Annotated in this window: 25 protein-coding genes; 18 read left to right on the top strand and 7 right to left on the bottom strand. The window is 55.8% G+C overall.

Features of this window, described 5'->3' with window-relative positions:
• Window positions 1–72: 72 nt before the first annotated feature.
• From V3851_RS14535 to ppnP, 4 genes are all read left to right on the top strand, one after another.
• The gene (locus tag V3851_RS14535) at window positions 73–1,830 is read left to right on the top strand and encodes a sensor histidine kinase (RefSeq protein WP_414859311.1); all 1,758 of its coding nucleotides are present in this window, start codon (window positions 73–75) and stop codon (window positions 1,828–1,830) included.
• A 9-nt stretch (window positions 1,831–1,839) separates the two neighbouring features.
• Window positions 1,840–3,069: a response regulator transcription factor gene (locus V3851_RS14530; protein WP_331847275.1), complete on the top strand. Its 1,230-nt coding sequence runs from the start codon at window positions 1,840–1,842 to the stop codon at window positions 3,067–3,069.
• 133 nt (window positions 3,070–3,202) lie between these two features.
• A complete protein-coding gene (gene tkt, locus V3851_RS14525) occupies window positions 3,203–5,227 on the top strand; it encodes a transketolase (RefSeq protein WP_331847274.1) in 2,025 nt (674 codons plus the stop codon).
• A 33-nt stretch (window positions 5,228–5,260) separates the two neighbouring features.
• Complete coding sequence (gene ppnP, locus V3851_RS14520; RefSeq protein ID WP_331847273.1) at window positions 5,261–5,584, top strand: pyrimidine/purine nucleoside phosphorylase; 324 nt, start codon at window positions 5,261–5,263, stop codon at window positions 5,582–5,584.
• A 312-nt stretch (window positions 5,585–5,896) separates the two neighbouring features.
• Here the strand turns inward: ppnP and V3851_RS14515 are convergent, their stop codons facing one another.
• Entirely contained in the window at window positions 5,897–6,790 is an 894-nt protein-coding gene (locus V3851_RS14515; protein WP_331847272.1) for an NAD(P)-dependent oxidoreductase, read from the bottom strand.
• A 174-nt stretch (window positions 6,791–6,964) separates the two neighbouring features.
• Here V3851_RS14515 and V3851_RS14510 point away from each other — a divergent pair, with 174 nt between their 5' ends.
• The 3 genes from V3851_RS14510 to V3851_RS14500 all read left to right on the top strand — a co-directional run bounded on the left by V3851_RS14510 (window position 6,965) and on the right by V3851_RS14500 (window position 9,657).
• The gene (locus V3851_RS14510; protein WP_331847271.1) at window positions 6,965–8,320 is read left to right on the top strand and encodes a glucose-6-phosphate isomerase; all 1,356 of its coding nucleotides are present in this window, start codon (window positions 6,965–6,967) and stop codon (window positions 8,318–8,320) included.
• 102 nt (window positions 8,321–8,422) lie between these two features.
• Window positions 8,423–9,055: a YigZ family protein gene (locus V3851_RS14505; protein WP_331847270.1), complete on the top strand. Its 633-nt coding sequence runs from the start codon at window positions 8,423–8,425 to the stop codon at window positions 9,053–9,055.
• Between the two features lie 5 nt (window positions 9,056–9,060).
• Entirely contained in the window at window positions 9,061–9,657 is a 597-nt protein-coding gene (locus V3851_RS14500) for a TetR/AcrR family transcriptional regulator (protein ID WP_331847269.1), read from the top strand.
• Between the two features lie 192 nt (window positions 9,658–9,849).
• Here the strand turns inward: V3851_RS14500 and V3851_RS14495 are convergent, their stop codons facing one another.
• Window positions 9,850–10,251, bottom strand: a complete 402-nt coding sequence (locus V3851_RS14495) for a secondary thiamine-phosphate synthase enzyme YjbQ (protein ID WP_331847268.1) — start codon at window positions 10,249–10,251, stop codon at window positions 9,850–9,852.
• Window positions 10,252–10,446: 195 nt separating this feature from the next.
• On the opposite strand from V3851_RS14495, the gene V3851_RS14490 reads away from it, so the two are divergent.
• Window positions 10,447–11,511 (top strand): sulfate/molybdate ABC transporter ATP-binding protein, encoded by a 1,065-nt coding sequence (locus tag V3851_RS14490; RefSeq protein WP_331847360.1) that lies wholly within the window; start codon window positions 10,447–10,449, stop codon window positions 11,509–11,511.
• An 86-nt stretch (window positions 11,512–11,597) separates the two neighbouring features.
• On the opposite strand, the gene V3851_RS14485 is transcribed toward V3851_RS14490, so the two are convergent.
• The 3 genes from V3851_RS14485 to V3851_RS14475 form a co-directional block, all read right to left on the bottom strand.
• Complete coding sequence (locus tag V3851_RS14485; RefSeq protein ID WP_414859320.1) at window positions 11,598–12,536, bottom strand: ABC transporter permease; 939 nt, start codon at window positions 12,534–12,536, stop codon at window positions 11,598–11,600.
• Window positions 12,537–12,652: 116 nt separating this feature from the next.
• A complete protein-coding gene (locus tag V3851_RS14480) occupies window positions 12,653–13,702 on the bottom strand; it encodes an ABC transporter ATP-binding protein (RefSeq protein ID WP_331847266.1) in 1,050 nt (349 codons plus the stop codon).
• Window positions 13,703–13,705: 3 nt separating this feature from the next.
• Complete coding sequence (locus V3851_RS14475) at window positions 13,706–14,866, bottom strand: COG1470 family protein (RefSeq protein ID WP_331847265.1); 1,161 nt, start codon at window positions 14,864–14,866, stop codon at window positions 13,706–13,708.
• A 196-nt stretch (window positions 14,867–15,062) separates the two neighbouring features.
• Between V3851_RS14475 and V3851_RS14470 the strand changes: the two genes are divergently transcribed.
• From V3851_RS14470 to V3851_RS14460, 3 genes are all read left to right on the top strand, one after another.
• On the top strand, window positions 15,063–15,653 hold the full coding sequence (locus V3851_RS14470) for an RNA polymerase sigma factor (RefSeq protein ID WP_331847264.1): 591 nt from the start codon (window positions 15,063–15,065) through the stop codon (window positions 15,651–15,653).
• Entirely contained in the window at window positions 15,637–16,488 is an 852-nt protein-coding gene (locus tag V3851_RS14465) for an anti-sigma factor domain-containing protein (RefSeq protein WP_331847263.1), read from the top strand. Before V3851_RS14470 ends, V3851_RS14465 begins: the two co-directional genes overlap by 17 nt.
• Window positions 16,489–16,562: 74 nt before the next feature.
• A complete protein-coding gene (locus V3851_RS14460; RefSeq protein ID WP_331847262.1) occupies window positions 16,563–17,339 on the top strand; it encodes an MBL fold metallo-hydrolase in 777 nt (258 codons plus the stop codon).
• A 246-nt stretch (window positions 17,340–17,585) separates the two neighbouring features.
• Here V3851_RS14460 and V3851_RS14455 read toward each other — a convergent pair whose 3' ends face one another.
• Window positions 17,586–18,389: a Cof-type HAD-IIB family hydrolase gene (locus V3851_RS14455; RefSeq protein WP_331847261.1), complete on the bottom strand. Its 804-nt coding sequence runs from the start codon at window positions 18,387–18,389 to the stop codon at window positions 17,586–17,588.
• 324 nt (window positions 18,390–18,713) lie between these two features.
• On the opposite strand from V3851_RS14455, the gene V3851_RS14450 reads away from it, so the two are divergent.
• From V3851_RS14450 to V3851_RS14435, 4 genes are all read left to right on the top strand, one after another.
• Window positions 18,714–19,073, top strand: coding sequence for a DUF488 domain-containing protein (locus V3851_RS14450; RefSeq protein WP_331847260.1), 360 nt, complete (start codon window positions 18,714–18,716; stop codon window positions 19,071–19,073).
• 721 nt (window positions 19,074–19,794) lie between these two features.
• The gene (ltrA, locus tag V3851_RS14445) at window positions 19,795–21,213 is read left to right on the top strand and encodes a group II intron reverse transcriptase/maturase (protein ID WP_068693838.1); all 1,419 of its coding nucleotides are present in this window, start codon (window positions 19,795–19,797) and stop codon (window positions 21,211–21,213) included.
• Between the two features lie 201 nt (window positions 21,214–21,414).
• Window positions 21,415–22,140, top strand: coding sequence for an azaleucine resistance protein AzlC (gene azlC / locus V3851_RS14440; protein WP_331847259.1), 726 nt, complete (start codon window positions 21,415–21,417; stop codon window positions 22,138–22,140).
• Window positions 22,131–22,463 carry a branched-chain amino acid transporter permease gene (locus V3851_RS14435; RefSeq protein WP_331847258.1) on the top strand — a complete coding sequence of 111 codons (333 nt, stop codon included), beginning with the start codon at window positions 22,131–22,133 and terminating at the stop codon, window positions 22,461–22,463. Before azlC ends, V3851_RS14435 begins: the two co-directional genes overlap by 10 nt.
• 76 nt (window positions 22,464–22,539) lie before the next feature.
• Here the strand turns inward: V3851_RS14435 and V3851_RS14430 are convergent, their stop codons facing one another.
• The gene (locus V3851_RS14430; protein ID WP_331847257.1) at window positions 22,540–23,544 is read right to left on the bottom strand and encodes a lipoate--protein ligase; all 1,005 of its coding nucleotides are present in this window, start codon (window positions 23,542–23,544) and stop codon (window positions 22,540–22,542) included.
• A gap of 209 nt (window positions 23,545–23,753) precedes the next feature.
• Between V3851_RS14430 and cobD the strand changes: the two genes are divergently transcribed.
• From cobD to cbiB, 3 genes are read left to right on the top strand one after another with little or no spacing between them, the layout of a single operon-like run.
• Window positions 23,754–24,854, top strand: coding sequence for a threonine-phosphate decarboxylase CobD (cobD, locus tag V3851_RS14425; RefSeq protein WP_331847256.1), 1,101 nt, complete (start codon window positions 23,754–23,756; stop codon window positions 24,852–24,854).
• Window positions 24,851–25,588 (top strand): adenosylcobinamide amidohydrolase, encoded by a 738-nt coding sequence (locus tag V3851_RS14420; protein ID WP_331847255.1) that lies wholly within the window; start codon window positions 24,851–24,853, stop codon window positions 25,586–25,588. Before cobD ends, V3851_RS14420 begins: the two co-directional genes overlap by 4 nt.
• Window positions 25,585–26,556, top strand: a complete 972-nt coding sequence (gene cbiB, locus V3851_RS14415; RefSeq protein ID WP_331847254.1) for an adenosylcobinamide-phosphate synthase CbiB — start codon at window positions 25,585–25,587, stop codon at window positions 26,554–26,556. Before V3851_RS14420 ends, cbiB begins: the two co-directional genes overlap by 4 nt.
• Window positions 26,557–26,566 lie beyond the last annotated feature (10 nt).

Raw genomic sequence — 26,566 nt, 5'->3', positions numbered from 1 at the left:
TTAAGCTTACAAAACGGAGTGGCCGTCTTATAATAGAGGAGCAGCAAAGCAGCGAGGGAAGGAGGGAATCCATTGCCTAACGGTCTTCATTCCATTCACCATCGGTTGTTTTTGCTGTTTCTTTTTTGTATGTCCGGCATTCTGCTGATTGTCAGCCTGCTGTATTACAACCGGACGACTCAGCAATTTCACGAGAAAATCGGCGATCTGTCGCAAAAAAACGTCGCCCAGACCGCAGGGCTGTTCGGCTTGCTGTACGAGGGTTACGACAGCCTGTCCAAATCGCTGAGCAATAACTTCGAATTGATCCGGCTGTTGAATGAACCGGCCGACGAACCGGCGGTGGCGTACATTATCGAACAGAGGGTAACGGATATTATCGGCGCTATTTTTTATTCGCGGGATGATCTGGTCGGTATTCATGTCATCACCGATAAAGGAAAGATATATAATTACGGAAATTATATGAATGTAGTGGATCCGGATTATCCCAAGCAGGATTGGTACCGTCGGGTCAAGGCTTCATCGGGGAAAATGGTCTGGCTCGGCGTGTATGAGCATTCGCTGATCGATCAGGTGGAGGACAGCCCCGTATTCGCTTTCGGCCGGCAAATTTATGACCTCAATGAACACAAACCGATCGGCATCGCGCTTTATGAAATGAATCCGCAGCCCGTGTTGGATGCGCTGGACAATTTAAAGCTGGGAGAACACAGCGAGGTGTATCTGATGTCCGAGGACGGGCGGGTCGTGTCCTCCGGAGCCGGACAGGAGCCGCCTGAGGATTTGCGGCGGCTTCCGCTTACGGGCCGGGAGGACGTATTCGTCGAGGAGGAAGCGGGCCGCCTCGTTGTGGCCTCAAGGCTGCCGCTGTCGGGATGGTCGGTGGTCAGCGTGACGCCGGATAGGGATCTGAATGTGGAATTGGTGGAGATGAAGCGGTATCTCCTCATCGTCATCTCGATTCTTATCCTGGTTTCCGCCTTGATCGCCTCGATCGTATCGCGGACGTTTGCCTCCCCGCTCAAGAAGCTGATCCGCGAGATGAAGCAGGTGGAAATCGGGAATTTCCGCGGGATGCTGAAGGTGTCCTCCTATCAGGAAATCAACATCCTGGTCGCTTCCTTCAACCGGATGGTCAACCGGATCAAGGAATTGATCGAGCGGGTCAAGCTTTCATCCGTCAGCGAAAAAAACGCGGAAATCCACGCCCTGCAGTCGCAGGTCAACCCGCATTTTTTGTACAACACGCTGGATATGATCTATTGGATGCTCGACGAAAAAGAGGAGGACCAGCTCGGCGAGCTTGTGCTTGCGCTGTCGTCGATGTTCCGCTACAGCAGCCAGTGGGAGGAAGGGGCGGAGGTCACGCTCCGCGAGGAATTGGAGCAAACCGGCCATTATTTGAAGATTATCACCATCCGGTTTGACGGCCGCCTGCACATCCAAACCGGAATCGGCGAGCGGCTGATGGATTTCCACCTGCCGAAGATGACGGTGCAGCCGGTCATCGAGAATGCGGTCAAGCATGGGCTGGAGAGGGTGGATCGCCCCGCCGTATTGAAAATTTACACCGAGGAAGAGGAGCGCGTGCTGCGCGTCATTGTCGAGGATAACGGAAGCGGCATGGACACGGAGAAGCTCAGGCTGCTCCAGGAATCTTTGGATCGTTCGGGGACGAAAGAAAACGGAAAGGGAGGGATCGGATTGCAAAACCTCCACCGCCGTTTGAAATATATGTTTGGGGACGCGGCCGGATTAAAGATCGATAGCGCGCCGGGAATTGGAACGAAGGTAGCCATTATCATGCCCTTGCCTAGAAAGGAGTGACGCTTGCCCATGGAAATTCTCATCGCCGACGACGAACGCGCCATCCGCGAGGGCGTGCGAAGAACGATCCGGCGCACCTGGCCGGACTGCGGCGTCTATCTGGCGGCTTCTGCGGAGGAAGCGGTCAGTATGCTGGAGGCGCAGGAGATCGATATCGTATTGACCGATATTTTGATGCCGGGGGTCAGCGGGCTGGAGTTGATGAAAATCATGAAGCGGAAATATCCGCGCGTCAAATGGGTCGTAATTTCCGCGCACGGCGAATTTTCCTATGCCCAAGAGGCGGTGCGGCTGGGAGCCCGCGATTATTTGCTTAAGCCGATCGGCAAAAACCGGCTCTATGAAATTATCGGCAGCCTGGAAGAGGAGATTCGCCTGGAAAGCGAGAACTTCAAGGAAGGGGAGCGGCTGAGAGCCGGTTTCAAGTATGTCCGCGAAGGGGTATTCCAACGGCTTACGTTGGGACTGGACGTTTCGAGTTCCGATATGGGAACGCTGACGGACGAATATCGCGAGTTTTATTTGGTTTATCTGCAAATGAATACGGGGAACCGCAGCGTCCGGCTGGAGCATTTTATCGTGGACAATGTATTGGGCGAGCTGTTTGAGGCATATGGGCGCGGATTTGTCATCAGCTATGATGCGAATAGTCTGCTAGGTCTGTTCACCTTGGGGAACCGGGCCGGAATCGGGGAATTCCAGGACAAGGCCAAGACGCAGATGAGCCGCTGTCTGAAGGTGCCTTTTCAAATGGTAGTTTCCGGGAAAAATAACGATATCGCGGCCATTCCGCAGCTCGTTGCCCAGATGAGGGCCGCCTGCGCGGTCCATGCTTCCGAACCGGAGCCCCTGAAAGGAAGCGGCGACAAGGCGATCGAGATCGCCCTGGAATACATCCAAGGGCATTATTGCGAGGAGCTGTCGCTGGAGAAGACTGCGGCGGCCGTATTTTTGAACCCGGCTTATTTCAGCCAATTGTTTAAACAGAAGACGGGCCAGGGGTACAAGGAATACGTGACTTCCCTGAGACTGGAGCAGGCCAAGCTACTGCTGATGAATCCGCGGCTGAAGCTGGCGGAAATCGCCGAGCAAGTAGGGTATCAGGATATGCGGCATTTCACCCAGGTATTCAGAAAACGGTTCGATTTAACCCCGACCGAGTACCGGCAGCGGCAGCGCATAAATATTCTTGTGCCCGGCGAGGGAAAGCTAGGAGAGGCAGCCCTACCCAAGCAATAGGGTATGGAAAACGGATGCATGTAGTGGTACAATAGAAAAAGTCAAAATGATCATTTCAATTTGAATGTTTTATTTACCAAGCTTTGTTTTGCGTTTTGCACAAGTATTTTTCGAGACCTAAGGAGGAAAAGAAATGCCACTTTCTGACAACAATACGATTGACAATCTGTCGATCACCACGATCCGTACGCTGGCGATCGATGCGATCGAGAAGGCGAAATCGGGCCATCCCGGCATGCCGATGGGCTCCGCTCCGATGGGCTATCAGCTGTTCGCCAAAACGATGAACCATAACCCGGAGAATCCGACATGGATCAACCGCGACCGTTTCGTGCTGTCCGCCGGCCACGGCTCCATGCTGCTGTACAGCTTGCTGCATTTGTCCGGTTACGATCTCCCGATGGAAGAGATCAAGCAATTCCGCCAATGGGGCAGCAAAACGCCTGGCCATCCGGAATTCGGTCATACGGCGGGCGTTGACGCCACTACCGGTCCGCTCGGCCAAGGGATCGCCATGGCGGTAGGTATGGCGCTGGCCGAAACGCAGCTTGCGGCAACTTACAACAAGGGCGACCTGAAGGTTATCGACCATTATACTTACGGCATCTGCGGCGACGGCGACCTGATGGAAGGCGTAGCGAGCGAAGCGGCTTCCCTGGCCGGTCATCTGAAGCTTGGCAAACTGATCTTCCTTTATGACTCCAACGACATTTCGCTGGACGGCAAGCTGAACCTCAGCTTCTCCGAGAACGTAAGACAGCGTTTTGAAGCTTACGGCTGGCAAACGCTGCGCGTAGAGGACGGCAACGATCTGGCTGCGATCGCGGCAGCGATTGAAGAGGGTAAACGCGAAACTGAGCGCCCTACTTTGATCGAAGTGAAGACGATCATCGGCTACGGCAGCCCGAACAAGCAAGGCAAAGGCGGACACGGCGGTACGCACGGTTCCCCGCTCGGCGCCGAAGAAGCGAAGTTGACGAAGGAATTCTACAAATGGGTCTATGAAGAAGACTTCTATGTGCCTGAAGAAGTCCGCGAGCATTTTGCCAAAGTGAAAGAACGCGGCATCGCGGCGAACAAAGCTTGGGATGAAACATTTGCAAAATATAAAGCGGAATACCCGGAACTGGCCGCTCAATTCGAAAAAGCCTCCGCAGGCGAGCTTCCTGCCGGCTGGGACAAAGATCTTCCGAAGTACAGCGCGGAAGACAAAGCCGTATCGACTCGCGTCGCTTCCGGCAACGCGCTGAACGGTTTGACCGGCGGCGTTCCGCAACTTTTGGGCGGCTCGGCCGACCTGGAAAGCTCCACGATGACGCATTTGAACGGCCTTGACCAATACACGCCGGAATCTCGCGCCGGACGCAACCTGTATTTCGGCGTTCGCGAATTCGGCATGGCCGCGGCCATGAACGGGATCGCCCTGCACAGCGGGCTTAAAGTATTCGGCGGCACATTCTTCGTGTTCACCGATTACCTTCGTCCGGCCGTTCGTCTGGCTTCGATCATGAAGCTGCCGGTGACTTACGTGCTGACGCACGACAGTATCGCCGTAGGCGAAGACGGACCGACTCACGAACCGATCGAGCAGCTCGCTTCCCTGCGCATCATTCCTGGTCTGACGGTCATTCGTCCGGCCGACGGCAACGAAACTTCGGCCGCTTGGGCTTATGCGGTTGAAAATACTTCGAATCCGGTAGCCTTGGTGCTGACCCGTCAAAACCTGCCGATCCTCGAGAAGACGGCGGAACTGGCGCGCGAAGGCGTGAAACGCGGCGGATACGTTGTATCCGATGCGAAGGACGGCAAGCCTGTGGCGCAAATCATCGCTACCGGCTCTGAAGTGCAGCTTGCGGTTAAAGCACAAGCCGCATTGGCGGAAGAAGGCATTCATGTCCGCGTTATCAGCTTGCCGAGCTGGGATCTGTTCGACAAGCAGGACCAGGCTTATAAAGACTCCGTCATTCTGCCGGACGTCAAAGCCCGCGTCGCCGTGGAAATGGCTCATCCATTCGGATGGGAGCGTTATGTCGGCGAGAAAGGCTCCGTGATCGGCATCGACATCTTCGGAGCATCCGCGCCTGGGGACAAAGTGATCGCAGAGTACGGCTTTACTGTGGAAAATGTCGTGAAGCACGTGAAGGATCAGTTGAAGTAAGCAATCGATTTAGCCTTGAGGGGAGCGGGAAACGTGGAGCAGCAACTGAAGAATGTAACTGTAGACAAAGCCGCCAATATTTATTTTGACGGCAAGGTGACGAGCCGGAACGTATGGCTTCCGGACGGCGGCAAAATTACGCTCGGGATCATGCTTCCCGGGGAATATGAATTCGGGACGGATTCGCTCGAGGTCATGGATATTCTCTCGGGAGACTTGAAGGTTCTGCTTCCCGGCGAGACGCTGTGGCGGGAGATCAGCGGCCGCGGCACGTTTACCGTGCCGGCCAGATCCTCCTTCAAGCTGGAAGTCCGCAGTGTGACGGATTACTGCTGCTCCTACGTGGCCAAGGCTTAACCTAACTTATATCAAATACAAAAGGCAGGTACATGCTGAGCGCTGTACCTGCCTTTTCCATTTTAATTTACTCAAAATAGCTGGAGAACCTACAGTTATTTTTCTGGCATTGCTAGTTTGGTGTTAAATAACTGGAAAACCTCCAGTTATTCCTTGGGATTCTCCGAGTCGGAGCGCAAATGGCCGGAATTAGCTGTAGGTTTTCCATTTAATCGCGGCAGAATGGCTGATCCGGTGAAATTAACTGTAGGAAATCCAGTTAATTACTTGACTTGACGGGGATAAGGCAGTGCGAGACTATTGCGCTGCCCCTTATTTCCCGTCCCCGATCTTCTGCCCGATCCAGGCTTCGTAGATTTTGACCACGGACGAGAGGTCCTCGTCGCCGAAGCCTTCGGTCTGGCCGGCCTGGAACAGGCTTTTGGCCAGGTTGAGCATCGGCGACGGAATGCTCGCGCCGTCCGTCAGCGAGGAGGCAAGCTTCAGGTCCTTCAGCATGAGCGCGAGCGAGAACTGGTTGGTGAAATCGTGCTCGATGATTTTGCGGCCCTTCAGCTCGGCGGCCTTGCTGCCCGCCGAGCCGAGCTGGACGAGCTCGAGGAAGCGGTCCGCCGGCAGCCCGGATTTGGCCGCGATGGCGAAGCCTTCGGCCAAGGCCAGGTTGTTGATGCCGACGATGGTATTATGCGCGAGCTTCGCGACCGCGCCGCTGCCGTTCTCGCCCATGTGCAGCACCTTCTTGCCAAGGCAGTCGAAGATGCCCTGCGCTTTGGCGAGCGTACCGGCGTCCCCGCCGACCATAAACACGAGCGTGCCGTCGATGGCGGCCGGCGAGCTGCCGGTCACGGGCGCGTCGAGGAAGTCGCCGCCCCGCTCGCGGACGAGCGCGGCGACCCGCTTCACCAGCGCAGGCGAGACCGTGCTGCTGTCGATCACGACCGCGCCTGCGCCAAGGCCCGCCAGGAGGCCGTCCGGGCCTTCGTACACGGCCGCGATGGAGGCGTCGTCGCTGACCATCGTGATGACCGCGTCGGCGCCGCTTGCCGCCTCCCGTGGCGTGGCGGCCACCGCCGCGCCCAGTGCGGCCAGCGGCTCGCATTTGCTCGCCGTGCGGTTATATACGGTTACCTCGTAACCTTGTTTCAGCAAATTGGCGGCCATGGGAGCGCCCATCGTGCCAAGCCCGATAAATCCGATTTTTTTCAAAGTCGTCACCTTCTCAAAAGAATTGAACATCATTTAAATATTTTACCATGCGGGCTGGAAACCTGTATATTGTACCCTTGTTTTAACGGGTATTTTAAAGTATCCTAATTACAATGTCAGGTTTGTTCAGTGGATAGGCAGTGTCACAATAAAGAGATGGAGGTAATATTCATCATGGCTAAAAAAGTAACATTCGATTACAGCGCGGCCTTGCAATTTGTGGGGCAACACGAAGTGGATAACCTGGAAGCGCAGGTTCGCGCGGCTCATGACCAATTACATAACGGAACGGGCGCCGGCTCCGACTTCCTCGGTTGGATCGATCTCCCGACGGCATACGATAAAGAAGAGTTCTCCCGCATCAAGAAAGCGGCGGCCAAAATCCAAAGCGATTCCGACGTGCTGATCGTGATCGGCATCGGCGGTTCTTACCTCGGCGCCCGCGCGGCGATCGAATCGCTCTCGCATTCTTTCTACAACGTTCTTCCGAAGGATAAACGGAAAACTCCGGAGATTTACTTCGCCGGCAATAATATCAGCTCCACTTACGTCAATCATCTCCTTGACCTGATCGAAGGCAAGGATTTCTCCATTAACGTGATCTCCAAATCCGGAACGACGACGGAGCCTGCGATCGCATTCCGCATTTTCCGCGCGGTGCTGGAGAAGAAATACGGCAAGGAAGAAGCGCGTAAACGGATTTACGCCACTACCGACCGCGAGAAGGGCGCGCTCAAGAAGCTGTCCAACGAAGAAGGCTACGAAACCTTCGTCATTCCGGACGATGTGGGCGGACGCTATTCCGTACTGACGGCCGTAGGCTTGTTGCCGATCGCCACCGCGGGCATCAGCATCGACGACATGATGCAGGGCGCGGCGGACGCGGCCAAGGAATTCAGCAATCCGAACCTGTCCGAGAACGCCAGCTACCAATATGCGGCCGTCCGCAACGCGCTGTACCGCAAAGGCAAAGTGACCGAAATCCTGGTCAACTACGAGCCTTCCCTGCACTATGTTTCGGAATGGTGGAAGCAGCTATACGGCGAGAGCGAAGGCAAAGACTACAAAGGGATTTTCCCGGCGGCGGTCGACTTCTCGACGGATTTGCACTCCATGGGCCAATTCATCCAGGAAGGCAACCGGAACATTTTCGAAACGGTGATTCAAGTAACCGAAGTGCCTAGCCACATTACGATCGAATCCGATCCGGCCGATCTCGACGGACTCAATTTCCTGGAAGGCAAAACGCTCGATTTCGTCAACAAGAAGGCTTTCCAAGGCACGCTGCTTGCGCATACCGACGGTCAGGTGCCGAATTTGGTCGTGAACCTTCCGGATTTGACTCCATATTCCTTCGGTTATCTGGTATACTTCTTTGAAAAGGCCTGCGGTATCAGCGGATACCTGATGGGCGTCAACCCGTTCGACCAACCGGGCGTCGAAGCTTACAAGAAGAACATGTTCGCACTGCTTGGCAAACCGGGTTACGAGAAAGAAAAAGCGGAGCTCGAAGCAAGACTTTCGAAATAACGAAACGCTTGCGATAGGGGCAGGAATACACCCGCCAGGAAGCAGTTCACCGGATTTTTCCGGCTGGACTGCTTCTTGGCACATTCATAAGGATGGAGTCATATGCTGGAGCGTTACAAAACGGTTCGCGGAGCCGGTGAGAAGGAAATCGTCATCAAGAAATCGAGATTCATCGGTCATGTAAAGCCGGTGGAAAGCGAGGAAGAGGCCGTAGGCTTTATCGAGGAGATCAAGAAACGGCATTGGAACGCGACTCACAATTGTTCGGCCTACATGATCGGCGAAAGGGATGAAATCCAGAAGCAGTCCGATGACGGGGAGCCGAGCGGAACGGCGGGCAAGCCGATTCTGGAAGTGATCCGCAATCAGGGGCTGAAAAATGTAGCCATCGTGGTGACGAGATATTTCGGCGGCATCATGCTGGGGGCCGGAGGACTAATCCGCGCCTATACGGACGGGGCGGTCGCCGCGATCGAGGCGGGAGAGGCCATCACCCGGGTGCTGCATCGCGAAGTATTTGTGGAATTGGATTACACATGGCTCGGCAAGGTTGAAAACGAGCTAAGAAACCGCGGGATTCGAACAGGAGAAACCGCGTTTGCCGACAAGGTCACATTGCTGTGTCTGCCTGAAGACGGAGAGGCGGAAGCCTTCCGAGACTGGATGACCGATATGACGCAGGGGCAGGCGGTTATGAGAGAAGGGAATAAGGTTTACTTTATTGAAGGGGAATAATGCCTATGGCCAGAAGAGCAGTAGAGCAGGAGTTGTCGAGGGAAAGAATAATGGATGCCGCGAGACACCTATTCATTACGAAAGGATATCGCGGAATTTCGATGCGGAGCATCGGGCAGCATTTGGGCTATAGCCACGGTTCGCTGTACTATCATTTCAAAGAAAAGGCGGAGTTGTTCTACGCCATCGTCGTCCAGGATTTCAACCACTTGGCCCGGCTTTGCGAGCAAGTGACGAAGCGCCCGCCGGCCGACGGCTTAACCAGGACGGAACAATTGATGCTGGAGTTCATTAGGTTCGGCCTGGAGCATCCGCACCAATACGAGATCATGTTTATGCTCAGGGACGAGGAAATATTGGCATACTGCAAGTCGGAACAGGCAAAATGCTTTGACATGTTCGAGAAGATCGTTCTCGGTTTCCTGAAGGAAGAGAGGCATCCGCTGGAGAGCAATTCTTCGTTTCCGCTGAGCATGTTTTTGGGGGTACATGGTTTTATCTCGTTCTACATCCAGGATCGATTAACCTTTGACGAGATCCAGCCCGCCGCCATCGCCCATGTCAAAATGTTAAGTCAAAGCAGTTTCCGGCTAACGTCATAGGACGTTTTTGTTTTCCACACATACTTTACCCTTTCACATTGTCATAGCTGTACTCCTTTATTACGTTACTATAATAGCGTAACATACTTCCGTTTAGTTATAGGCTTGGTTGTATCCTTCGCACAGGATTCTTACCCAAATTGCATAATGGCGAAAGACGCGGTTCTCGGGGAGATCCGCGCCTTTTTGCGTTTAACCTTCGATGATTTTGACCAGGTACTGGCGATGTCTGGGGCCGTCAAATTCGCAAAAATAAATCCCCTGCCAGCGTCCGAGCATCAATTCGCCCTCGTGAATAATGACGGTTTGGGAAGAGCCGGCCGTAATCGCCTTCAGATGGGAGGCGGTATTTCCCTCGGCATGCCGGTATTTCGGATGGGTCCAGGGATAAACCTCGTCCAGCCTTAACAGGACATCATGCTTTACATCCGGGTCGGCGTTTTCGTTGATCGCGATTCCGGCGGTCGTATGCGGACTGTAAATGACGGCGATTCCGTCCTTGACTCCGCTTTGATGAACGAGCGAGATAACATCGCGCGTAATCTCGCGCATTTCGTCCCGTTTGGAAGTGGTCAGCTCCAGAGTATGCAGCATCGGCGTGCTCTCCTTTTAACGAATTTTACAAAGATCCTTATATATATTATACCCAATGGCGATTCCGCAGAAAGACCGATGAAACTTATTGACGCCGCCCGAAGGGTTTGATAAAGTGTCATTATAAGTTAAAACCAAGTAAATAGATATGAATAAGATTTATATAGAAGGAAGCGAAAGGGTGTGACCTCTCCCATGCATGTGGAAGTACGAAATTTGGATAAACATTTCGGCAGTTTTCACGCGGTAAAGGATGTCAGCTTCGGAATCGAGAAAGGCCAGTTGATCGGGCTGTTGGGGCCAAGCGGCGGCGGAAAAACGTCGATCCTCCGCATGCTGGCCGGGCTGGAGCAGCCGGATTCGGGCGAGATTCTGTTTCATGGCGAACGGGTCAACGCGCTGGCGCCCCAGGACCGGGGCATCGGTTTCGTGTTTCAGAGCTATGCGTTATTTAAGCATATGACGGTATTCGATAATATTGCTTTCGGCCTGCAGGTCAAGAAAATGGCCAAGAGCCGCATTCAGGAGCGCGTGATGGAACTGGTGGAGCTGACCGGGCTCAAGGGCTTCGAGAAGCGCTATCCGCATCAATTGTCCGGCGGGCAGCGGCAGCGGGTCGCCTTTGCCCGGGCGCTGGCCCCGCAGCCGCAATTGCTGCTGCTCGACGAGCCGTTTGCGGCGATCGACGCCAAGATCCGGCAGGAGCTGCGCTCCTGGCTGCGGGAGCTGATCGAGCGGGTCGGCATCACCTCGATCTTCGTCACGCATGACCAGGACGAAGCGATCGAGGTCGCCGATGAAATCATGATCATCAGCGAGGGGCGGCTTGAGCAAAAGGGCTCGCCTTGGGATATTTACAAGGAGCCGAATACCCCGTTTGTGGCCTCGTTTATCGGGCAGTCCACCCTGGTCGACAGAGCGGCCGATCTGAAAGGCTTCGAAGACGAAGCCGGAGGCGAGGCGACGCAGGCGCTGATCCGTCCCGAATACCTTGAGGTTGGCCCCGAGCATGAATTCACGCTTCTATCCGCCACCGAGCCCGGGGTCGTGAAGCATTTGCATTTCCGCGGCAGTGAATGGCTGGTCCAGGTGGAGGTAGGCGGACATACTTTAACCACCTTCCGCTCCCTGGAAAAGGAAACGCTGAAAGCGGGGCAGGATGTCCGGGTTCTGATCCACCGGGCCTATCTCTTTAACGACAAGAAGAGCTGGATCGTGGAGAATCCGCTGAAAGGCGAACCGGTCAGCGTAATGATTTAGTTGAAACTGATAGCAAAGGACCTGAAAGGCGCTGGTTTAGCCCGTGCCTTTCAGGTCCTTTTTTCGTTTAGGGGAGGTGGCCGATCCTATACCCGGGAACGGATTTCCTGACGCATGAACAGTGCGTAGGATAAGCCGAAGCAGATCATGGTCGCGGCGATCAGCCCGGTGAGCTGCGGCCAAACCAGGATCAGGCTCTGCCCGAGCGACAGGGGGCTGGAGATCGCCCCCACCAGCTGGTCCATCGTCAGCGGACCGAGCGAGCGGATGCCGGGCGAGAGCATCGTCGTGATCGTCTCCGAGAACAGCTCGGTCGGCGATATCCGGTTCAGCGTCAGGATGAAGTTCATTTGCCGGAGCTGGGCCGCCGGGTCGGCCTGCGGTGACACGGCGGTCGCGCTGTTGATCAGGCCGATGATCATGCTGTAAAAGATCGTGAAGAACAGCCAGACCGCGATCGACGACAAAGCGGAAGTCGCCGCCTGGCGGAAGCGGATCGAAAACAGAATGGACAGATTCAGCCAGAAGCCGATGTATACGACCGCGATAATCAGAAACAGCACCACCCGGCCGAATTCCTCCGGCGTCGGCGGATAGCCGATGGTGAACAGGCTGAGCCCCATCACCAGAAAACCGAGCGAAAACACGACGACCGAGATCAGAAACAGCGCGGACACAAACTTCGCGATGATGAAGTCGTCGCGGTAAATCGGCTGGGACAGCAGTCGGCCCAAGGTCCCTTTGTTCCGTTCGGAATTGACCGCGTCGAAGCCGAGCGCGATGCCGATGAGCGGGCCGAGCCAGGATAAGAAGGTGGCGAACGACGGCACCGACAGGCTGGAGCTGGTCAGGGTGAACATTCTCAGGAACAGGAAGCTGTTCCCGCTCGTGCTGTCGTCCAGCGAGCCGTCCCGGATGGCCGTGACCGCGGAGAAGATGGAGCCGATGCAGGCGAGCACGATGATCCCGATCAGGATGCCGAACCGCCAACTGCGGATGTGGTCGCCGATTTCTTTTTGCACCATCACCCAAAGGGCGGCGGTGGATCTGCGCTCTTTGCTTTTGGCGGGCGCCTGGACGCTGTTCTTGATAAAGACGGAAGTTTTCTGCTTGAATTGCTTCCAGTAGCTCGAGTATGTCGTCACCGTTCTCCCTTCCTTTCAAAATAACGATGGTAAATGTCGTCGAGGCCGTATTCCTTCCGCCGCAAGTAAGTAAGCTCCGCGCCGCCCCCGATCACGGTTTCGGCGATTTGCGGCGTGAGATCGCGGTCACAGACGACCGTGACGACATCCGGGCCGGGCGCTGCTTCGCCCGTTTTTCCGCCCTCTTTGCGGATTTCTTTGACGCCTTCCAGCTCCGAGAGGCGGTCCAACAGGCCGCCCGGCCATGCCGCCGCGACGCCCACTTCAATGAAGATGAGGCCGTCTTCATCCAGGGCTTTCGACAGCGTCTCGATATCTCCGGCGGCGATCAGCTTGCCCTGCACGAACAGGCCGACCCGGTCGCAGATTTGCTGAACCTGGTGCAGATGGTGCGACGACAACAGAACGGTCAGCCCTTCGTCCCGGCTCAGGGAAGAGATCAGCTCCAGCAGCTCGCGCACGCCTTCGGGGTCGATCCCCAGTGTCGGTTCGTCGAGGATAATGACCTCGGGGTTTTTGATCAGCACGTCGGCCAGGCCGAGCCGCTGGCGCATCCCCCGGGAGAACGCCCCGACTTTTTTGACCGCGCTGTCGGACAGCCCGGTTTTCTCCAGCAGGGCGAAGGCCCGTTCGGCCGCTTCCCGCTTGGACAGCCCGTTCAATCGGGCCGTATAGATCAGATTGTCCAGCGCGGTCCGGTCCTCGTAGAACCCGACATCGTCCGGGAGATATCCGACCTTGCTCTTCACCCGGAGCGCCTCGCGCGCCGGGTCGTGGCCGCAAATTTTCGCCTGCCCCGAGGTCGGCTCGGTAAGGCCGAGCATCATCAGGATGGTCGTCGTTTTGCCGGCTCCGTTCGGGCCGAGCAGGCCGAAAATCTCGCCCTTGGCGATGCTGAGATTCAGACGGTTGACCGCGATGTGGTCGCCGTATTTTTTGGTTAGTTGCGTAAGCTCGATGATCGGCCCGTCAGGCTGTTTCGTTTGCGGGATAACGGTCGCAGCGGTTCCGGCATGTTCGTTGATTCCGGCAGCTTCGTGACTCATGGCTCATCTTCTCCCGAATTTCCGGAACAGATAGTAGATTCCCGCGATGACGGCCAGTATGATCAGAATCCCGATCCATCCCCATAATACGGACGATTTGACGGTGACCCGCAGATCGGCGCCGGCGCTTTTCGCCGCCGAGGAAGCGCTCAGGCTTACGACATAATCGCCGGCCAGCGCCTTGTTGCTCGACTTCATGCTGACCTGCACCTGCTTGCTTTCTCCCGGAGCGATGGAAGTGATCGACGACGGTTCGAAAGAGACTTCCCAATCGGTCGGCGCGTTGGAGGAAAAGGAGATATCCTGAAGTTCGGCCGAACCGGTATTGTGGACGACGAAGTTCAGCTTGCGTTCGCCGCCCGCTTTGATATCGCTGCTAAGCAGGTTGTTTACGGTCGTGAACTGCATATCGTACGTCCCGGTAATGACGGCTTCCAGTTCGGCGTCCGCCGTCGTTTCGCCGCTGGTTGCGGCAACCGGAATCTTGTAGGACTGCGCCGCGACCTGTTCCGGCGGTTTGACTTCGATCGTAATCGATTTCTCGGCGTTCGCCTCCACTTCGACCGAGGTCACGCTGTTGCCGTCGGCCTTGAACCGGACATCCCAGCCGTCCGGAGCCTGCGCGCTCAAGGCGTAGGTTTGCGCCTTGGTCGTCCGGTTGCGCAATGCCGCGCTGTAAGTGAAGGTGGAATCGGAATGGCCCTCCATATTCGCTTGATCCAAATTCAGCTCGGTTTTGAAGGTACCCTGTTCCGAAACATTGACGACGAGCGGCAGTATGGCGTCGTCCGCTTTCAGGTTAAACGTGTAGCGCCCTTTATTCACTTGCAGCGGTACGTCGAGCTGGAGATTGAAGGTTTGCGTATCCCCGGGCTTGACGGCGATCCGGGAGATCTCGCGTCCGCCGGCGGACAGGCTGTATTTCCAATCGGCCGCCTTCGTCTCCAGCGACAGGCTCGCCGAAGCTGTGGAGGAGCCGCGATTGATGACATCGACGGAATACGAGACGGATTCGCCCGGCGCTGCGGACCATTCCAGATAAGGCGTATAAAGTTCCAGCGACCCCGCGGCCGAGGCTTTGGACGGTCCGGACAGCGCGCCGAACGAGAGCGTGACGATCAGAGTAAGCAGCAGCAACGCCGCTTTTCGGCAGGTTTGAAGCATCTTGTTTCCTCCTTGTTATGATGATTGCGGCTGCCGCGACAACGCCCGGCAGCTTGATTTCATAAGTGATACGAACGGCGGGGAGATTTGGATTTACCGCTGGGCAAAAATTATTTGCCGGGGTTTTCAAACGGCTTTATTTTTGGTAAAACGGGTTACAGAGGGAGGAGTATCGTTCGGGAGGGAAGAAGCGGTCATGAACCCGCAAAATGAAGAGATGACGCATTATCTGCGGGAAATGTGCGAAGGTTCGGTGCAAGCTTTTGATCTGTTTTACAGTGCATATGCTCCTTTTATTATGCAGGTGGCACTCAAGCTGACGGGCGAGCGGATGGAGGCGGAGGACGTTTGCCACGAAGTATTTTTGGAGGTGCTCCGCAAGGGAAAGGATTACGATCCGGCCCGCGGCTCTATCCGGGCCTGGCTGGCGGTCAAGACGAGAAGCCGCTGTCTCGACCGGCTGCGGCGGAAGCAGCGGATCATGCCGATGGCGGATGAAGCGCTCTCCGGCACGGACGAATCCGGCGAGGACCAGGCGCTGTCGCGGCTGGAGCGGGATGCGCTCAGAGCGGCCGTGCATACGCTGCCGGAAACGCAAAGAAAGGCGATCCTGGGATCGTACTTTACGCTGCAAACGCATCGGGAGATGTCCGAAGCGTGGAATGTGCCGATCGGCACGGTGAAATCCTGGGTCCGTTACGGGCTCGGCAATTTGCGCAAACAGCTTGAACAGCAGGGCTGGAGCGGTTCTACGGAAGGAGGGAAGCGGCATGGACAAGACCGTTGATCGTAAGATTCGGGTAATTGAAGACGGCGCAGGCGTCGGGCCGGTGTGCCTGAAACAATATACCGAGGAGGAATGGATCGACTGGCTGAGCGGCCTCGGCGGGGAAGCGAAGCGCGCGGAGATGGCGGCCCATTTGCCGGCCTGTCCTTCCTGCCGCGAGATTTGCGTGGAGTGGGAGCCGATTCTGGGCGACGGCGTAATGGGGCCGCCGGATATCGCGTCTGAGGGCGGTGGCGCGGCAGACGGTTATCGCACGGCGGTCCCACTTCCTTCGGAATCGCTGCGCCGCCGGCTGCGGCTGCGCGTCCGGCTGACCGGGATGCTCGGCACGGCGCGGAAATTTCTTACCCGCCGCCGGGTTGCCGGCGCGCTGGCTCTGGCATGCGCGTTACTGATCGCCGCCGGCTGGCTGTTCAAAACCGGGCAGAGCGCCGGAGATTCCTGGAGCAGTTATGTCCAGCAATACGAGCCTTCGGCGCTGCCGATGTTGTCCAGTCCGGACAGCATCTCGTATCCGCTGGACTGGGGAGTGATGGAGCCGGAATCGGGGATGGTCTGGTACAATGAAGCTTCCCGGGAAATGCTGATGCTCGTCGGAGGCTTGATCCCGAATGAGGATCAGGTGGTGCATGTCTGGGCCGTTAAGGCGGGCAACCGCGTCAGCCTCGGTCTTCTCCAGTATCACCCCTACGGCGCCCATTTGTATGTCAGGGACAAGGAGGCTTTACGGGAGGCGGACAATATTGTGCTGACCATCGAGCCGAAAGACGGCAAGGCGTTCGGGCCGGGTTCGCTGGATGCGATCTCCGTGGATTTAAGCGGGCGAAGAGACTAAAATTAGTAATTAATGATACGGCAACCGAGAAATCGAAATCGGCCTGTACCATTTGGAAATGGATGTGACTGGAAGTGGAAAGGCTTATTTTTCTAGGTACGGGCGATGCCATGGGCGTACCGCGGGTATATTGCGATTGTGCCGTCTGCGCAGAGGCGAGGCAAGGAGGGATAAACCGCAGGTACCGCTCCTCCGTCTCGGTCGAAGGGGCGGACGGCGGCTTCCTGATCGACTGCGGCCCGGATTGGCGCAGCGCCATGGAGGGACGCGGACAGCGGTTCGCCGGCGATATCCTGGTGACACACGCGCATTTCGACCATATCGGCGGCTTGCCGGAGTGGGCCGACGCCTGCCGCTGGCTGGGCCAAAGAGGCCGGCTGTACGCGCCCAGCGAGGTGCTGGATACGATCACGGCGCAGTTCCCTTGGCTGGAGCGCAATCTTGAGCTCCATGCCGTCGACGGGGGCGCGCTGCTCGCGGGCTGGGAAATCCGCGGCTGGAAAGTGAACCACGGCAAAAACGGCTACTCCTACGCCTACCGCTTGGAGAAGTCCGGCTTTGCCTGGGGCTACTGCCCGGATTCGATCGCCCTGCCGCTGGAGCAGCGGCGCCCGCTTGCCGGGCTGGATTTGCTTGTGCTCGGTACAAGCTTCTATCACGAGCAAGCGGAGTTCTCCACCCGCTCGGTCTACGACGTGAAGGAAGCGCTGGAGCTGCTGAAGGAGCTTACACCGAAGCGGACGGTCTTTACGCATATGTCGCACGACATCGACCTGCGCCGGGATTACGGTCTGCCGGCAGGCGTGGAATACGCGGACACGGGGAAGACGGTTCCATTGGGGAATTGCTGAAATAGCGTCCTTTTTGGACCTTATTTCAGCAATTTCGGCCCCGCAGGCCGAAATAGGGGTCAAAAAGGGCACTATTCGCTTCATATTCGCCCATTTTGCGCCTGTTCAGCCGGTTTATCCATAAATAGCGCCCAAAAAAGGTGCTATTTGTCTGCTGTCGCCGCAAAATGCAAAAATAACGCCCCAAAAGGGCGTTATTTTTATACCAGTCGGTTTGGACTGTCGGACCTATTGTAGCTAGGAGAGTTAAGCTTCGATCCCCAGCACAAACTTGTCGATTACTTGCTTGACGCCGTCCTCGTTGTTGCTCACCGTAACATAATCGGCGATTTCCTTCAGCGCCGGGATGGCATTGCCCATTGCGACGCCGAGGCCGGCCGCTTCCAGCATTTCATGATCGTTCCAGGAGTCGCCGATGGCGATCGTCTCGGACAGATCGCAGCCGAAATGGGCGGCGAGGAACTTCAGCGCATGGCCTTTCGTTCCTTCATGATGCATGATTTCCAGGAAATGCGGCTTCGATTTGGTAATATGCACGCCTTCGCCAAGCAGCTCGCGCAGCACCGGGGCGATCTCGTCCAGGTAATCCGGCTCGTCGATGATAAGCATTTTCGGAGTCGGCTGCTCCACCAGCTTGGAGAAATCCGGCTCGATATAATATTTGGTTTTGTTCAGAATCGTGTAGTCGATGATTTTCTGGTTTTCCTCACGGGCGTAAAGCTTGTCGTCGATGTACGTTTGCAGATGCAGATTGTGCTCGATGCAGTATTCAAACAGCTTCCGCGCCGCGTCCTTCGGTACATAACGTTCGTAGAGCACCTGCTCGTCCAACAAATTTTTGACTAACGCGCCCTGATAAGTAATGATGGGAACATTGAGTCCGGTTTGGCGGGCGACCGCTTGCGCCGAGGCGTATGCCCGGCCTGTCGCCAGGGTCACTACGGCGCCTTTGGCTACGGCTTGCTCCAACGCCTTCTGCGTTGCGGGGGTAACTTCCTTGTCGTCGTTGATCAGCGTATCGTCGATGTCGATGGCTACCAGTTTATACAATGAATTCTCTCCTTTTCGAGGACGAAAGCGGATCTCGTCGTCCTTATATCTCTAAAACTCAGGCTGTATCTATTGTACCTCACGAGGCGCAGATTTCAATTCCGCAATCGACATCCCCGCGAAAAATAAAGTCGAATCGAAACTAGAGGAAAAAGAAGAGCCACGCTCACGATCCGGAAGATGTCGAGCCGTTGACCCGCCGGGCATCATCATCAACCGTGGGGAGGCCCTGTTCGGGCTACTCGATCCGCCGGATTGATCCGACAGCAGGATCGGGGTACGATATACATACATAAAGCGATAAGAATGGTGGCGGTCATCGAAATGAATCCCATACGGATCAAACGGATTTACGAAGAAGAGGAACCTGCGGACGGGCGGAGAATTTTGGTGGACCGGATCTGGCCGCGAGGGGTGTCGAAGGACAAGGCCGCGGTCGATGAATGGCTGAAAGAGATCGGACCGAGCCATGAATTGCGGAAATGGTTCGGCCACAAGCGGGAAAATTACGAGGAATTTAAAGACAGATACATGAAGGAGGTACTTGAGAGCGAAGAGCGGTCGCGGCTTCTGCGGCAAATTCGCTCTTGGGCGGAAGAAGGGACGGTGACGCTGCTTTACGCGGCCAAAGACCGGGAATGCAATCAGGCCGTCGTACTGGCGGAACTACTGTCTTCTTTGTAGGTAAAGGCAGGAGTCACGGTCATCCCGCTTGGCGGCATAACCGAGAGGCTGCGGGATACCGCCAAGTATTTGCCAACGAACCGAGGGAACGTTATTTGGGTCAAATGGAAGGCTTGCGGATTTTAACGAATCTGTAAGCACTTATTTAAGCAAAATCATGCTGTTTGGGGGTGTTTTTTCCCCGATAAGACCTTCTGAGCTCCTTAGAATTTCAAAACGGCAGATTTGCACTATATAGAGTTGCTGAGGTTCGTTAGATGTCAAAGGAGACAAAGAGCATACACGATGATGAAGCCGCGGAAATCGCGGCTTTTTTTAGTGTGCCACGCATGGCGATTAACTAGGTGGTGAAAGTCCACTGTGGGGGTTTGTAGTTACCAACCACTAGCCAAGAGCAAGGGTGTCCACCGCGAGGTGGAATCCAAAGGAAGCTGGAGGCAAACTTCCGGCCCAAGGAACACGAACATCATCAGGCATAGGATACGGGATGAGTCTGCTAAACAAGACGAAGTCCAATTAACTACACGGACGTACCAATGTAAATGATGTGGGTATATGGAAGGAAAGTGAATCGTCTTACCGTGGGAGGTCTCATGGACGTGAGGAGATGCACTTCGAATCACGGTTGAAACAAGATTTATCATGAGAAGTCAGCAGACGCCATAGTACCGCGAACAGTCGACGGTTCGAGGGAAGGGCTGAACCTTAGGAGGTGAAGTCAATGAAAGTTACCGAAACAGGAGCCAAGGGCAGCCAACTTCTAACGGAAGACTCTTTGCAAAAGAATAGTGCGGAACACGAAGGATATGCGGGAGTGCACAGTCCTGCGAGGATAACCGAAACCGACGACACCAACGCAACCGAGTCGAAGGACCGGTTGCTTGAGAAAATCGTTAGCAGGGACAACTTGAACGAAGCATTCAAGAGAGTCAAAGCGAACAAGGGATCGCACGGAATCGACGGGATGGGAGTAGATGAACTTCTACAATATCTCAGAGACAACGGCGAGACCATCAAGCAACTGATCTTGGGCGGCAAGTACCGCCCGAATCCCGTTCGAAGGGTAGAGATTCCCAAAGAGAACGGAAAGAAGAGAAACCTTGGCATTCCAACAGTGGTTGACCGAGTCATCCAGCAGGCAATCGCCCAAGTGCTTACGCCAATTTATGAGAGGCAGTTTTCAGACAACAGCTACGGATTCCGACCCAAACGGAGCGCACACCACGCGATGAAACGAAGCCAACAATACGTGCAAGAGGGATATCGTTACGTGGTGGATATGGACTTGGAGAAATACTTTGACACCGTCAACCAAAGCAAGCTTATCGAGGTGCTTTCAAGAACGATCAAAGACGGACGAGTGATCTCGCTCATCCATAAGTATCTCCGGGCGGGAGTCGTCGTGAAGCATAAGTTTGAGGACACGGAAATCGGCGTACCGCAGGGAGGGAACCTAAGTCCGATTCTCAGCAATATCATGCTGAATGAATTGGACAAGGAACTGGAAGCAAGAGGACATCGATTCGTGCGATACGCAGACGATATGCTCATATTCTGCCGGAGCAGGAGGAGTGCGGAGCGTACCCTGACGAAAATTCTCCCTTACATCGAGAAGAAGTTGTTTCTCAAGGTAAACCGGGAGAAAACGATTGTGGACGATGCGACAAAAGTTAAATTTCTTGGCTTCTCATTCTACCAGAGCAAAGGGGAAACGCGGGTCAGAATCCATCCCAAATCCGTATCCAAGATGAAAGCTAAAGTGAAAGAGCTAACGTCGAGAAGCAACGGAATGGGCAACACCGACCGGGCGCTGAAGCTTAGGCGTTACATCATGGGATGGGTAAATTATTTCAAGCTTGCTGACATGAAACAACTACTCCAAACCACTGATAAATGGATGAGAAGGCGTATCCGAATGGTCTTCTGGAAGCAATGGAAACGAGTGAGGACGAAACTCGAAAGGCTTATATCGCTCGGAATTCATGAACAGAAGGCGTGGGAATACGCAAACACAAGAAAGGGCTATTGGAGAATCTCCAATAGCCCAATCCTCTCGAAGTCCCTCGGTAACAATAGGCTGAAGAACCTCGGATTCCTTTTCTTTTCTGATTATTATCGACAAGTTACTGCGCATTCCTAATGGAACCGCCGTATACCGAACGGTACGTACGGTGGTGTGGGAGGTCGGCTGCCCAATTAATGGGTAGCCTCCTACCCGATTATAATACTACCTCGTAGAATGGTAAATCCGTACATTTATATCTTATATTTCGTTGATTGTATGGATTTGCGCTGCTAAAATGGGATGGATAGTTAAACGTCTAAGGAGTTGCGAGCTACCATGAGTAACCAAAACACAAAAGTACTTCAATTAGCGTTTCGTTCGGCTTTTCCTTCCACCATCCCTATTTTGGCCGGATTTTTATTCTTGGGGATTGCTTACGGCATTTTTATGAATGTATCGGGTTTCGGCCCTGTGTACGCCATCCTTATGAGCCTGCTTATTTTTGCCGGATCCATGGAATTTGTGACCGTGAATCTCCTGTTGGGCGCTTTTAATCCGTTAGGTGCGCTGCTCCTCGCTTTAATGGTGAACGCGCGCCATCTTTTTTACGGGATATCCATGCTTGAAAAGTATAGAGGGACCGGACTCAAAAAGATCTATTTGATTTTTGGCATGTGCGACGAGTCATTCTCCATTAATTACACGGCCGATATCCCGAAAGGGGTGGACAAAGGGTGGTACATGTTCTTCGTGACCTTGCTCAATCATTGTTATTGGGTGCTGGGCGCCGCGATCGGTGGGATTTTCGGATCGTTTGTCGGCATTAATATGGAGGGGCTCGAGTTTGTGATGACGGCTCTGTTTGTTGTCATTTTCATCGAGCAATGGAAGAAAGAGAAGAAGCATCACAGCGCATTGATTGGCCTGGGAATATCGGTACTGTGCCTTTTCATTTTTGGCAGCGGCAGCTTTATTGTCCCTTCCATGATCATTATTCTCGTCGTACTCTCTATGATCAGGAAACCACTTCAGCAGAAAACAGGTGAAAGTACATGTCAATGAATATAACAGAGCAAATCATCACGATCGGAATGGTTATTTTGGGCACGATGATCACAAGATTTGCCCCATTTCTTATTTTTCCTCCGGGTCGGCCTACTCCCGGCTATGTTCAATATCTCGGCAAAGTACTGCCGTCGGCGGCGCTGGGGCTGCTCGTTATTTATAGTGTCAAAGATGTCTCCTTGTTTTCCGGAAATCATGGCTTACCGGAGGCAATCTCGATCGCTGTCGTCGCTTTGCTCCATATTTGGAGAAGGAATATGCTGCTGTCCATTGCGGCCGGTACCATCGTCTATATGGCTTTGGTTCAGTTTGTTTTTTGAGACTCTGCAAAAAAGAAACATAAAGCCCTGGAGATAAATGTCCCCCAGGGCTTCTATTCACGCTTCAGGCTTCTAACTACTCTTCCAGGAACACCAGGCCGATGAAATCGTCCGCTTCCAGATTGCCGAAATAATGCTTGATATCCACGCCGGTCAGTGCCGAGCGGACATCGTTCTCTTCATACCGAACTCCTCTGAGTTTGTCCTCGATGTCGGTTACATCGCCCACGCCGAAAAAGTCGCCGTAGATTTTGATCTCCTGGATATGGCCGTCCTTGATGTTCATGCGCAAGTCGATAATGCCGACCGGGAACTTCTTGGCGTGCTTCACATTGCTTTCCGGAGACAATCCGTAGTTCCAATCCCAGTTTTTGTAGCGCTCGGCGGAAATTTCGCGGATCTTCTTCCAATCCTCCTCGGTCAGCTTGTACTGTGGCACGGCTTCGGGCTCCATCCCGAAAATATGGCGCAGCAGCTCGGATCGGAACTCCTCGATCGTCATCTTGCGGTCCATGAAATCGACGATGTTGGCGACGCGGCTGCGCACGGATTTGGTGCTCTTGGATTTGAATTTTTCCGGATTGGCATGCAGGGAAGCCTGCACATCCTCCAGGTTGAGGTCGAACATCAGCGTCCCGTGGCTGAACATGCGGCCGCGCGTGGAAAATTGGGCGTTGCCGGAAATTTTTTGTTCGCCGACTTGAAGATCGTTGCGGCCGGTCAGCTCGGCATTGACGCCGAAGGAACGAAGCGCCTGGACCACGGGATCGGTAAACTTGCGGAAATTATGGAAGGATTGGCCGTCATCCTTAGTAATAAAACTGAAATTGAGATTCCCGAGGTCATGGTATACCGCGCCCCCGCCGGAGAGGCGGCGAACGACCTGAATTCCTTTTTCCTTGACATATTCCGCGTTGATCTCTTCGATCGTATTTTGATGCTTGCCGATAATGATGGACGGCGCGTTAATATAGAACAGCAGATAGCTGTCTTCCTCCAGCGGAAGGTGTCGCAGCGCGTATTCTTCGATGGCCAGATTGACGGACGCATCGGTGATACCCTGATTGTCGATAAACAGCATAAATGGCTTCCCCCATTGCAATATATTGGCGATTGGAAAACGGCGCCTTTTCTTTCTCTATTGTAAACCAAATATTCGCGGAAATGAAAGGTTGCCGGGTATCTTGCCTGATGTAAAGTCTTGATTTCGGGCCAAGGTATGATAGACTTCAACCTAAAAGTACGAGAATACACAAAGTTCGGCGGGAAATGCCGGTGAGGAGAATCAGAATGTTATTGGAAGTGTACGGACACGGCGGGGATTTGGCGACCGCATCCGTCAGATACGGGGTCGCTCCGGGGAAAATTACCGATTTCAGCGCGAATATCAATCCGCTCGGGCCGCCGCCGGGGGTACTGGAGCTGCTGAAGGAGTCGCTGCCGCGGATTACCGGTTATCCCGATCCCGGTCACCGGGCGCTGATTGCGAAATTGGCGAACATACTTGATACGGATAAGGACTGCATTGTCATCGGGAACGGCGCGGCGGAGAATATGGCGCTGGCGCTGCTGGCCCTTTCCCCCGGAAAGGTGGGCGTCATCGAGCCCTGCTTCTCTGAATACCGGGCGCTGTCGCGGCAATTCGGCGCGGAAGTCGTCTCCGTGTCCGGTACGGAGGAACGGGATTTCCGGGCCGCTCCTGAGGAAGTGGAGAGGCTGATCAAAGACAGCGATCTCGTGTTTGTCGGTCAGCCGAACAATCCGAACGGGGTTCAGTACACCTTGGACGAGCTGTGCCGGTTTGCCGAGGCGGGAGAGCGTTATCGTACATATGTGGTTATCGATGAAGCGTTCATCGATTTCATCCCGGAAGCAAACAGGCAATCGTTGCTTGGAGAGCTGGAACGCTATCCGAAATTGATTCTGATCCGGTCGATGACGAAATTTTACGCGATCCCGGGACTTCGCCTCGGTTATGCGATCGCGCATCCCGAGACGGCCGCGGCGATGCGGGGCAAGCAGGTGACCTGGAGCGTCAATGCGCTCGCGCTCCTCGCGGGAGAAGCCTGCCTGGACGCGGGGGAAGATTACGGGCGGGCTACGATCTCGCTGATCGCCCGGCAGCGCGAGACGCTGCGGCGGGAGCTGGACCGGCTCGGCTGCCGCACCTGGCCCGGGGAGGCCAATTTCCTGCTGGTCCGGCTGCCCGAAGGCCGGACGGCGGCGGGGATGCAGGACGCGCTTGGCCGAAGAGGCGTGCTCGTGCGAAGCTGCGCGATGTACCCGGGGCTCGGCGAACGGGATATCCGCATCGCCGTCAAAGACGAAGCGGCCTGCGCGAAGCTGCTGGATGAAATGAAGCGGGCGCTGAACGGGGGAATCGGGAAATGACGACGCCATTTTTGCAAACGGGCGAGAACGGAATCCATGAATCCGAGGTATGGCCGGGACTTAAGCTGGTTCGCGGAGAGCGCCATATTCTGCTGGAAGCACCCGGCGTGATGGAGGCTCTCGGCAGCTCGGTTTACGGCGGGGGGATGACCCGGATCAAGCGGATGGTTAATATTTATGTCGACAAGAATTACCGCTGTGACGATCCCGGAAAAGATATTGAGGCGAGCCTTAAAACCTGGGGGTACCCCGTATTGAAAACGGCCGGCTTGCTTACGGCCGTGCGGCTGCGCTACGCCTCGGTCATGGAGGAGCACTGCGGGGATTTCGCCGTGTTTTGCTGCGCCACGGCAGGGGTGTCGAACGCGGCGCGGGCCGGCATGCGGCGCACGACGTTCCCGGCCGCGGCCTCCCTTGCGCCGGGAACGATCAATCTGCTGCTGGCGATTGACGGGCGGCTGACGCCGGGGGCGATGGTGAACGCCGTGATCACGGCGACCGAGGCGAAGACCGCCGCCCTCGGTGATCTCGGCGTGCACGACGCCGAGACGGGGCAGGCGGCCACCGGCACGACGACCGACGCGGTCGTGCTCGGCGTCAGCCAGCGGCCGGACTGGCCGCTGCTGCACAGCTACGCCGGCACCGCGACGGACCTCGGCGGCGCGGTGGGCCGCCTGGTCTACGCAGCCGTGAGCGAGTCGCTGCGCTGCGCAGCGGCGGAGGCGCGCCCATGACGGCGGCGTGGTGGGTACTGCCGGTCGCGTACGCGCTCGACCGGCTGCTCAGCGACCCGCGCTGGCTGCCCCATCCCGTCGTCGGGATGGGCAAGGCGATCTCGCGGGTCGAGGCGGCGATCCGCCGCCTGTTCAAGCCCCGCGCCTACCGGGCTGCGGGGATGATGCTGCCGCTCATCGTCGCGGGCGGCAGCTTCGCCTTGACCTGGGCCGCGCTGCGCCTGCTGGCCCAGGTCAGCCCGTGGCTGGCCGCGATCGCCGAGGCCGCGCTGATCTGGACGACGATTGCGGCCAAAGGCCTGCACATCGCCGGCATGGAGGTGTGCGGCCATCTGCGGCGCGGCGATCTGCCGGCGGCCCGGCGCTCGCTCGGTATGATCGTCGGCCGCGACACCGAGCGGCTGGAGGCGCCCGAAGTGGTCCGCGGCGCGGTGGAAACCGTGGCGGAGAACATCGTCGACGCCGTCGTCTCGCCGCTCTTCTTCGCGCTGCTCGGCGGCGCGCCGCTGGCGATGGCCTACCGGGCCGTCAACACCCTCGACTCGATGGTCGGCTACAAGAACGACAAATATCTGCATCTCGGCTGGGCCTCGGCCCGGCTGGACGACATCGCCAATTACATTCCCGCCCGCCTGACCGCGCTGCTGCTTGCCGCGGCCGCCTGGTGCCTGAGGCTGGATGCCCGCGGCGCCTGGCGCGCGGTGCGGCGCGACGCTTCTTCGCATCCCAGCCCGAACAGCGGCTATCCCGAAGCGGCGGTGGCGGGAGCGCTCGGCATCCGGCTCGGCGGGGAGAACTGGTACCACGGCGTCAAGTCGTTCCGCAGTTATATGGGCGAGAAGACGCGCGAGCTTGATTCCGAAGACATACCGAAAACCGCACGGCTGATGTTTCTGGTGTCGGATGCGTTTGTGCTGCTGGCGACCGGGTTATCGATCTGGATCGCCGGCGGCCTACTTTGGATATGAAGGAGGAGCG

Origin of the sequence: Paenibacillus haidiansis (assembly GCF_036553665.1) — a bacterium.
Lineage (GTDB): Bacteria > Bacillota > Bacilli > Paenibacillales > Paenibacillaceae > Fontibacillus > Fontibacillus haidiansis.
Note: the sequence above shows the minus strand (reverse complement) of the source record. Positions and strands in the feature narration are given on the sequence as shown.